Origin of the sequence: Xylanibacter ruminicola (genome assembly GCF_900142525.1) — a bacterium.
Lineage (GTDB): Bacteria > Bacteroidota > Bacteroidia > Bacteroidales > Bacteroidaceae > Prevotella > Prevotella ruminicola_A.
Genome location: NZ_FRBD01000043.1, coordinates 1 through 9,662 on the forward strand (window position 1 = coordinate 1; position 9,662 = coordinate 9,662).

The following is a 9,662-nucleotide window of genomic DNA, read 5'->3' on the forward strand; positions in this document are numbered from 1 at the left end:
GAAAAGCGGGACTGGTCTCCGTCAGTTATCTAGACTTACGGGAGTTTCGTTTGGTGTTATACAAAAGTTGTGATTCAATAAAGATGATCAGAAGAACCGACCCTGTGATTGCAACTGTGATTGCAACAGTTGAGAATCTGTCTGCTTCTTTAATAGTTCATGAATGGTATAGCCACGGAGTTAGGGGCCTTGGCGATGCAAATAATAATCACAGATTAGCATATTTAAATGTGATGAGAGACAAAACGTTTTATCCTAAAACGACAAGTAAATACAAGAAATTTGTGAAGAATAGATATAATTACTACAAAAAAAGGGAGGTAAAATGATGAGTAAACAACGTTTTATGCAGCTTTGTATATTAATGAGTATCGCATTCCATATGTATGCTCAAGGTGATTGTCAGCAGGCGTCTCTATTTGAAATATTTCAAAAAGAACAAGTAAAGGATGTTTCATTTGCGATGTATTATCATACGCGAACTATGAATTATAAATATGGATATATATATTTGAAAGGTTGCGTTAAACACGGTTCTACAAGATTGTGTATTAATGAATTACAAGACTCAAATAGAAAAAAAACAAAGTGGACTAAGCATTATTTTAAAACTTCTGTTGCCATGGAAAATTCATTGATAAAATTGATTGATTCGCTTTTTATCTCTAAGAGAGTTACACCGATACTTAAAAAGGAAAGACTTGACGTCATGCGATATGATGAACAGAATTGTCTTCAAATCAAGATTAAGCATAAAAAAGAATATGAGAAATACGATTTCTATTTCGGAGATTACTTACAAACTCAAATAACCTCTGACGTTGAAGTTACATACTCACCGCAAATGATCAAATTGTTAAGGCTGATGGAAATTATTGTAAATAATGAGTTAGTCAGAATCAAGGAGATAAAATTATCCTCCAAGTGATCAAAGTTAATCACAGAGTCTCTACTGATCACCGAATTTTACACATAGTCATAGTGGAAATGCAGATTTTATATATGAAAGACAATGGAATGTTATGAAAAGATTTGATTACGATTATTAAAGGATTACGGGGCCAGTTCTCCCAATCACTTTTTCGCTGAAATATGATTATCAAAACCATCTTATGATATATGAGTATAACTATAAAAGATAAAACGATAATATCATTCGCATCAGCCTTGGTTTCATTACCTGTGATTGCTTAATTCTCAAAAAATATATCGTTATGAAAAATGGAAATAAGTTATTGTTCTTTATGTTTCTATGCTTAATTGTTTCCTGTAAACATCGCAATAATGATCCTGGCATTATTCAATTGGAGGAATTTTCAATTAAGAATAAGTCGTTGGACTTAGTCGCTCTAAATATGTTAACATCGTTAAAAATAGATACATGTCAAGAAGTTGTAGTTCTAGACCTTATGTGGGTTAATAATGAAAAGATTTATCTTTTATCTTCTCGTCAAAAAAGTGATTTGATGGAATATTATGTAAGTTGGCATAATCGAAGAATTGTGGGATATACGACTATTGGAGGGAAACTAACTATTATCCTTTCTAATGTAGACAATCATGGGGCTTTTCTTGATATTTTTGCTTCAGATTTAGATTTATGTGAGAATACTAGAGAATTTTCGTTTATGCATGTTCCCAAAAACAGATATCGGTGGAATTCTTATGAAGGTCAACAATTACCATGGCAGGATAAGGCTTACTTGTACGAGCCAACATTCGTTGTTTTTAAGCCCAAGGGATTGAATGACTATGAAATAACTTATACTAATTCTCCATTTTAGGATTTATGGTGAGGAATCATGGTACCAGCTCTATTGATTTGTTCTTTCAGGAAATCTGAAGTGCACCCCAAAAGATAGACACAAAACTATTGGGGGGCACTTCATGTGAATGGTTTTAGGGGGCTCCCGATCATTTTACCGCTGAAATCTGATCATTTTCCCCCGTCATTTCTTTGAACCCTAACTTCTTTTGTCCCATTCCATTGTTTTGTTATTATCGTGGCAATAAAGCTGTTATTTTCGCAGTTTTATTGCCAATATTAATTTTTCTTGAATTTTTTTGGTTGTTTCAGAAATATTGGTTATTTTTGCAATATAATAATTAATTGACCAATAAAAAGAGCGGAAGTCTGACGATGAAGAATGGCAAGATTGACAAGTACTTCTACGGAGGTGGTTATGCCCAGGCATCAGTTGCAAGTGCAACTACCGATAACTTCGCTTTCTATTTCTATAACCAAGATCACCTTGGTAGTATCCGAGAGGTTGTGGATGCGAGCGGAGCAGTAAAGCAGGTAAACAACTACTATCCTTTCGGCGCTCCATACGCTGATGCACCAGCTTCGACTAATGCCGACTTCCAGCCATACAAATACAATGGAAAGGAACTCGATAAAATGCATGGTCTGAATACATTCGACTACGGCGCCAGACAATATGATCCAATATTAGCGAGATGGGACAGAAATGATCCATTGTGTGAGAAATACTATGACATCAGTCCATATGCATATTGTGGGAATAGTCCGATTAAACAAGTTGATAGCAATGGAGAAGAACCTACCACATACGAAGCTGCACTTATGGCAAAGCATGTCTATGGAGAGAATGTAAAACTTGCAGGTAAATGGCATCTTAGCAAGAATCAAAAAGAATCGTTTAATACTAAAAGTGGATTACGATCTGCTTTGTATGAGAGAACAATAAATAAAATTACTGAATATGCTTATGTTACTGCTGGTACAGAGGATATAAAAGATGCCCAAGAGGATATAAAACAATTGTATGGAGCTAGTAGGCAATATAGAGAGTCTGTTGATAATGCTAAGCAGTTAAACGAAACTCTTGCGAATTCAGAATTGACCTATGTCGGTCATTCTTTAGGAGGAGGATTAGCTGCGGCTAATGCATTGGCCACAGATAGAAATGCTATTACGTTTAATGCTGCAGCAATATCAAAAAATACGAAGAATCTTTTAAGGCTTCCAACAACGACATCTAAAGGACGTATTTTTAATATTGTCGTGAAGGGTGAGATAGTTAATTATCTTCAGTCAATGGCCGGCTTAAAGTTGGAAGGTGGTGCTTTCCTGCTAAACGCCAAATATCTACCTGGAATAAATTGTATAAACACTGTTATGCGAATAGGAAATCATTCTATAAATACTATCATACAAAGGTTAGAGGAGGAAAAAACAAAATGAGGACATATACGTTTATTTCTATTCTAATAATATTGTCTACTATAAGTTGCTCAGGAGAAAAAGACTATCATGGAGATAATATAAAATTGTGGGAAGATACAAAGGTATGGGAACTTGCAAAGTGTGTTTCAAAGAATGATTTCCAAAAGGCAGAAAAGATAATTTCCCAACAACATATTGATATCGATTTTAGAGAGCCTAAATATGGAGAAACATTGCTATTCTGGGCGGTATGGAATTCAAACATTGATGCCGTTAAGTTTCTTATAAACCATGGTGCGAATCCGAATGCTCACGACACATATAATGGGGATTCACCTATCGCCATAGCATCTGACTATTTTATACGTTCAGATATTTTAGCTTATTTGCTTGCACATGGAGGAAATCCAAACGATTTCGTAAAAAGAGACGAGAAATTATCGTATGAACCAAGTAATAAAACACCATTAACGCGGGCCGCATTCACAAGTTTAGAAAAAACAAAGATGCTGGTTAAGGCGGGGGCAGACGTCAATTTTTCAGTAGAACCAGGTTATACTCCGTTAATATCTGCAGAGCGTAAAATGTCTCTTGAAATAGTCGAGTATCTGCTTTTTGAATGCAAAGCAGATTACAGAAAGTCGTATGTAATAACTATCGACATTGGGGATACATTATATTTAAAAGAGTTGATTCAGAAAAGAAGACTCATATCAGCCAACGATAGTATTGCTGCAAAACGGATTATTGACTATATTGAAACGAACTGAGATGAACAGATTCAGACATTTACTCACGGTTCTTTCCTTTGTGCCGGTGATGATGCTGGCGCAGAGTCCTACAGAGAACTATGTCAAGGCAGAAACGATGCTTAATGCCCATGGCAATAACGCTATGGTGTCTGTTCAGTACTATAATGGTCTGGGCTACCCTACGGTGTCTGTGGCTACAACAGGTGATGATGGACATACTTCCTACTCATTGGTAACCTACGATGCTCTCGGGCGTGAGGAATGTAAGTATGTTCCTGTTTCAACCGATAAATCCATTCTCTACAAGTCGCCAGGCACCATTGTTTCCTGCTATAGCGATACTGCTCCCTATAGCAAGACGCAGTATGATGGCCTTGGCAGACCGGTATCCGTAACCATACCAGGCTCGGCCTTCGCCGACAAGCCTGCCACTACGGCGTATGCCACCAATGCCGCCAATGAGGTCATCCGCTATGGTGTAAGCAATAATAGCCTGACGCAAAACGGGTATTATCCAGCCAACTCCCTGACCAAGGAGATAGGCAAGGATCCTGAAAATAAGCAGGTGGAGACTTTCAAGGACCTCTTCGGGCGTGTCATCATGCAGCGTGTCGCCGGCAGCCTCTGCACCTATCATGTATACGACGATCTCGGGCGTCTTCGTTTCGTACTGCCCCCCAAGTACCAGTCGGAGAAGAACCTCGCAGCCCTGTGCTATGAGTATCGTTATGACGACAGAGGACGCCTTGAATACAAGAAGCTGCCTGGTGCTGATTACGTAAAGTACTGGTATGACAAGGCCGACAGGATGATCTGCATGCAGGATGCCGAGATGCGGAGTGCAAATAAGTGCCGCTTCTTTGTCTACGACAAGTTCGACCGTGTTGTCCTACAGGGGCTCTGTACAACATGTCCGAGCACCAATGTCTTTAATGCTACGTTCAACCCCGCCGCAGCAGGTACGCAGGGGACAAGCTATACAGCACCTTCAGGACTTGGCACTATAGAACTGGAGATTGCCAACTATTATGATGGCAAACAAAGCAAGATTACATACAACAACAATCCGCACTTCTCCAGCCTTACGCTTCCTTCAAGCTCTGTTTCTCAGAAAGGACAGCTCACCGGTGTGATAACAGCCGCTACGAATGGCGAGCTGCTGGCTCAAGCGACGCAGTACGACATCAAGGGCAATGCTACAAGCTCCAAGACAAAGGACATCGGTGGCAGGATCGTTTCAACCACCACCGCCTATAGCTTTACAAACAAGCCTACCCAGTCTACAGCCACCATCGATGTGAAATACGGTAGTAGCATGACGGTAATAGAATCCATAGGCTATAACACATACAATGACCAGAAGTCGAGCGATACCATTATCGTGAATCACGGAATAGCAAAAAGAGCCATAACAACCTATGCACACGACAATCTGGGCAGACTCTTAACAGTGTCGCGCCCCACCTCGTCGGGCACCAACCGCAATGTGAGCTATGCCTATGACCTGCGCAGCTGGATGACGAAAATTACAACGAGCACATTCCTTGAGGAACTGTTCTATGCCGATGGCCCTGGCACCAAGCTCTACAACGGAAACATCAGCAGTATCCGATGGAAGGACAACAGCCAAAGCACGAAACGTGGCTATAAGTTTACATACGATACTGCTAACCGACTGACTTCCGGCACCTATGGCGAGGGTGATGCGCTCAGCAGCAATACGGGCAGATATAGCGAATCCATGCAGTATGATGCCAACGGCAACGTCAATAGGATCACTCGCTATGGCAAAGGTACATCAGGCTATGGCTTGATGGATAACCTCACCATCACCTATACAGGCAATCAGCCTACCAGTGTTTCCGAATCTGTTTCGGACAATAACACCAGCGGCTCGTTTGAATATAAGAAAGCCAACGGCACAGGATATAAGTTTAATACGAATGGCTCGTTGGTTGCCGACAAGAGCCGCTGCATAGCCTATATCATCTATGATTACAACAATAACCCGAAGCAGATATACTTCACCAACGGCAGTGTAACCAAGTATGTATATAGTGCTTCGGGGCAGAAGTTGCGCGCTGTTCACTATACAGCCAAGCCCAACATCAGCCGTACTTGGGGAGTCAAGCCTGCTGAGCTAACAACTACGCAGATTTTGCAGGTTGACTCTACGGATTATCTGATGGGCGGCAGTCTGACGATGAAGAATGGCAAGGTAGACAAATACCTCTTTGCAGGTGGTTATGCCCAAGCATCAGTTGCAAGTGCAACTACCGATAACTTCGCTTTCTATTTCTATAACCAAGACCACCTTGGTAGTATCCGAGAGGTTGTAGATGCAAGTGGCGCAGTGAAGCAGGTAAATAACTACTATCCTTTCGGAGCTCCATACGCTGATGCACCAGCTTCGACTAATGCCGATTTCCAACCCTACAAGTACAATGGCAAGGAACTCGACAAGATGCATGGTCTGAATACATTCGACTACGGTGCAAGACAATATGACCCAATATTAGCAAGGTGGGATAGGATTGATCCGATGGCAGAGAAAGCTCCTGAAATCAGTTCATATATGTATTGTAAGAATAATCCAACGAATTTCATAGACCCCGATGGTATGTGGCCATGGAATAAAAAAAATCTTATTGAATATCGGGGAAATGGAACATTTGGATTAAATGTAAATAATTTGAGTGCAACGACAAGACGTAACATCCGAAATGCAAATAATAATCCTTCCAATTGGAAACCGGGAGAAGTCGGTATAAATACTGAGGTCGGACATATTTCATTATCAAAATATAGTAGCGATTCATTCTCTTTAAACCATAAAACTCCGGGTATTGATCCTAAAGATGAATCTATAAATGTTGTGAATCCAATAGCAAAATCAACAGGTTTAGAAGATAGAAGATTCAGCAAGCATTCAATTAGTGGCGTAAGCGGAAAGATTGCTGCTAAAGGTGTTTTAGCATTAGACTTGACTGTTTATATAGTTGATACATATCAAACATGGTCTAGTTTTTTTGATAGCATTTCACTTGATAGCCAAAAAGAAGAATTAGAAAATTCTATAAATAGAGTAAGTAATAATTTTGATTTAATTCCTGAAGAGTATAGAAACGATGTAGATGTGATAGGAGCTATAATAAACTATGTTTTTCAAGGAATCAATTCGACTAGCAATAAGGTTATTGAAGATATTGGAAAACAAATAATAAATAGGTAAGTTTTAAACATCATAGCATCAATATAAAAAATCTTACAATGGTAAAGAAACTTGCAAACGCAAAAAGTTCAAATAGGAAAGTAATAATTATTGCAATTACAATAATAATTATTTTAGTGCTACTTGTTGTAATCAACAATTGTCGATTAAATTCTTTGGTGTATATAAAAATCAAAGGATGGTCGACAGTTGATCTCAGGTTTTCCCGAGCAGAGAGAAATGGCATATCTTACGCTTTGTATGGGAACTGCAATTTTCAAAATGGAAAAGTTAAATTGCCATATTCGGTATATGATTTGAAGAAGAACAAGATGCAAAGCCTAAATCGACAAATGAAAGAATATGGTAATTGGAAGTTCATTAGCAGAAATCCCGATTCCATTCTGATAGAAGATTCCAAAGATTTCTTTAGCGGGAAATATGGCGTTGAATTTGGAATAGCAAAAAGCGATCCCATAGAGCATCAGCCAGACACCTTATGGGTGTTACTATCTAATGATTCAACTCATATTGTTCTAAACAAGTTATCCTCTTTAGTCCGCAACGAGTTATATCAAAAATGGTTGGAATAAATAATCAAAAGATTCCGTAATTTCCCCCAAAAAGAAAGACCATAAGTAGAACGAACTAATGTAAAATGAAGTTGGTAATGAAACTTACAAAATCAAAATTAATTAATTTATTGAAACCAGGAATGGAAGATTTAGGCTTTCATTGGTTTAAGGATTCAATAACTGGGGCTCAAGGACTTTTTGTAAAGAAAGTCGACAATACGCTTTATCTGACAATAGGTTTGAATATTCACAGATATTATAATGATGCATTTACCGCAGATTTATATCTTTCAAGAACTACCACAATATACAGTACATGGGGAGATATCCCTAAAGATTGTATAAAAAGACCAGAAGAGTTGCTTCTTGACAGTGAATATCCTAGTAATTGTAGAAGAAGCTGGTGGAGTAGTGAGGAGTCAATGGATGTTTTTCTTCAAGAAATTCGTATATCCGAACATCGGATGTGTATGGATGAAGATTTAATTAGACGGATTAATAATAGTAAAGATGTTGAGAATTTATGTAAAATTTCTTCGTTTATTACAAATAATCTCAAGGACCTTCCAAAAATTGATTATTCTTTCGTCCCTGAAAAAGAAATAGACGAAATTCCACTTTGTTGGTTCAAATCTACCGAATGGACTTTAATGAATTTAGGAATGGATATTAATTCTAAAGCCGTAAAGTTTTATGCTAGTGATGCTTATAGGAAATATATTATAGATAAAACATGGTAGCTAGTTAATGAGAATAATTATACATTTACTCACGGTTCTTTCCTTTGTGCCGGTGATGATGCTGGCGCAGAGTCCTACAGAGAACTATGTCAAGGCAGAAACGATGCTTAATGCCGATGGCAATAATGCTATGGTGTCTGTTCAGAATGATCAGAAGAGACCCTGTGATTGCTGAAAACATATTAAAAGAAGAAAAAAGTGACAATGAAAAAGATTATTATGATTCCATTGTTTCTTATTGGCCTAGCTTTTGGTTATATTTATAATCAAAGTTTCCATGAAGATAGTGAACAGCCTGTTTCTGGTTATAACTATATTTCTCGTTATGACCTATATGATTATGAAGAAGCTGTTTTAAAAGAAGGTAATTATAGCAAGATGGTCGGTATTGTCGGTGAAGCTGGCGTGGACAGGCTCCCTTATGTAATAGTTGAGTATGACGTATACAATAAAAAAGATGCAGGATACGTGTTATTGCAATTGTACCTGCTATATCAGAGCAGAATCAAAAATCGCAATAAACGAGCGATGGTTCCTCTTACTGATTATGTGAAGTCCGTGATAACAGAGTCTTCTAAAAACGGGTACGATTTTAATAGTTCAAAACTAGAAGAATTCAAGAAGTATGAGTAAAAGATTTGCAAGATTTACCGTTTACTTATTAATCCCAATAGTAGGTTTCGTTTGTGGTTATTATATATCTGATCATGATGTGAACAGAAATAAAGAGAATTATGTTCATCCTTACGCTGATTATTCGCGTGCAGTAACATTTGGCGATACAATCTTGTACAAAAAGATAGTAGAGGATAGAATGGCAAAAACACCATCGCATCCTAACTTTTTGGATTTATCTATAAGAATGGTTGAAAGGTTTAATTATACCCCTGGATACTACAATGCCTATGTAGCCATCAACAATTTATACAAGTACAACAATCTTGAGATGGGAGATCATGTAAAACGACTTATGTATAGTTATCTTCAATTGGCAATAGAGTCTAAAGATACTCGTGTAACAAAAGAGGATTTAGAAGAATATTATTACGAATTTCCCAATAAGATTTCTATAAACAAATGAATCAGTCACGGGGTCGGTTCTTTTGATCATTTTCTCGTTATTTCTTTTGCGGATTACAAATAAGTTTGTATCTTTGTAATCGAATTAATAAACCATCGGTAATAATGGCAAAA

At 37.9% G+C, this 9,662-nt stretch carries 11 protein-coding genes; all 11 read left to right on the forward strand.

Annotated features, from left to right (window positions below):
- The first annotated feature begins 83 nt into the window (after positions 1 to 83).
- The 11 genes from BUB86_RS16625 to BUB86_RS16670 all read left to right on the forward strand — a co-directional run bounded on the left by BUB86_RS16625 (position 84) and on the right by BUB86_RS16670 (position 9,549).
- Complete coding sequence (locus BUB86_RS16625; RefSeq protein ID WP_139261734.1) at positions 84 to 329, forward strand: hypothetical protein; 246 nt, start codon at positions 84 to 86, stop codon at positions 327 to 329.
- On the forward strand, positions 326 to 928 hold the full coding sequence (locus BUB86_RS16630; RefSeq protein WP_139261736.1) for a hypothetical protein: 603 nt from the start codon (positions 326 to 328) through the stop codon (positions 926 to 928). Before BUB86_RS16625 ends, BUB86_RS16630 begins: the two co-directional genes overlap by 4 nt.
- 286 nt (positions 929 to 1,214) lie before the next feature.
- A complete protein-coding gene (locus BUB86_RS16635; protein ID WP_139261738.1) occupies positions 1,215 to 1,784 on the forward strand; it encodes a hypothetical protein in 570 nt (189 codons plus the stop codon).
- A gap of 356 nt (positions 1,785 to 2,140) precedes the next feature.
- Positions 2,141 to 3,208, forward strand: a complete 1,068-nt coding sequence (locus BUB86_RS16640; RefSeq protein WP_081373308.1) for an RHS repeat domain-containing protein — start codon at positions 2,141 to 2,143, stop codon at positions 3,206 to 3,208.
- Positions 3,205 to 3,960, forward strand: a complete 756-nt coding sequence (locus BUB86_RS16645) for an ankyrin repeat domain-containing protein (RefSeq protein ID WP_073211805.1) — start codon at positions 3,205 to 3,207, stop codon at positions 3,958 to 3,960. The genes BUB86_RS16640 and BUB86_RS16645 overlap by 4 nt, the downstream gene beginning before the upstream one ends.
- Position 3,961: 1 nt before the next feature.
- Positions 3,962 to 7,174 carry an RHS repeat-associated core domain-containing protein gene (locus BUB86_RS16650; RefSeq protein WP_081373307.1) on the forward strand — a complete coding sequence of 1,071 codons (3,213 nt, stop codon included), beginning with the start codon at positions 3,962 to 3,964 and terminating at the stop codon, positions 7,172 to 7,174.
- 38 nt (positions 7,175 to 7,212) lie between these two features.
- Positions 7,213 to 7,746 (forward strand): hypothetical protein, encoded by a 534-nt coding sequence (locus tag BUB86_RS16655; RefSeq protein WP_073211810.1) that lies wholly within the window; start codon positions 7,213 to 7,215, stop codon positions 7,744 to 7,746.
- A gap of 77 nt (positions 7,747 to 7,823) precedes the next feature.
- Positions 7,824 to 8,468 carry a hypothetical protein gene (locus tag BUB86_RS16660; protein WP_139261740.1) on the forward strand — a complete coding sequence of 215 codons (645 nt, stop codon included), beginning with the start codon at positions 7,824 to 7,826 and terminating at the stop codon, positions 8,466 to 8,468.
- A 7-nt stretch (positions 8,469 to 8,475) separates the two neighbouring features.
- Positions 8,476 to 8,643, forward strand: a complete 168-nt coding sequence (locus BUB86_RS17805; RefSeq protein ID WP_175549539.1) for a hypothetical protein — start codon at positions 8,476 to 8,478, stop codon at positions 8,641 to 8,643.
- A gap of 29 nt (positions 8,644 to 8,672) precedes the next feature.
- On the forward strand, positions 8,673 to 9,101 hold the full coding sequence (locus BUB86_RS16665) for a hypothetical protein (protein ID WP_073211814.1): 429 nt from the start codon (positions 8,673 to 8,675) through the stop codon (positions 9,099 to 9,101).
- Positions 9,094 to 9,549, forward strand: a complete 456-nt coding sequence (locus BUB86_RS16670; protein ID WP_073211817.1) for a hypothetical protein — start codon at positions 9,094 to 9,096, stop codon at positions 9,547 to 9,549. Before BUB86_RS16665 ends, BUB86_RS16670 begins: the two co-directional genes overlap by 8 nt.
- Positions 9,550 to 9,662 lie beyond the last annotated feature (113 nt).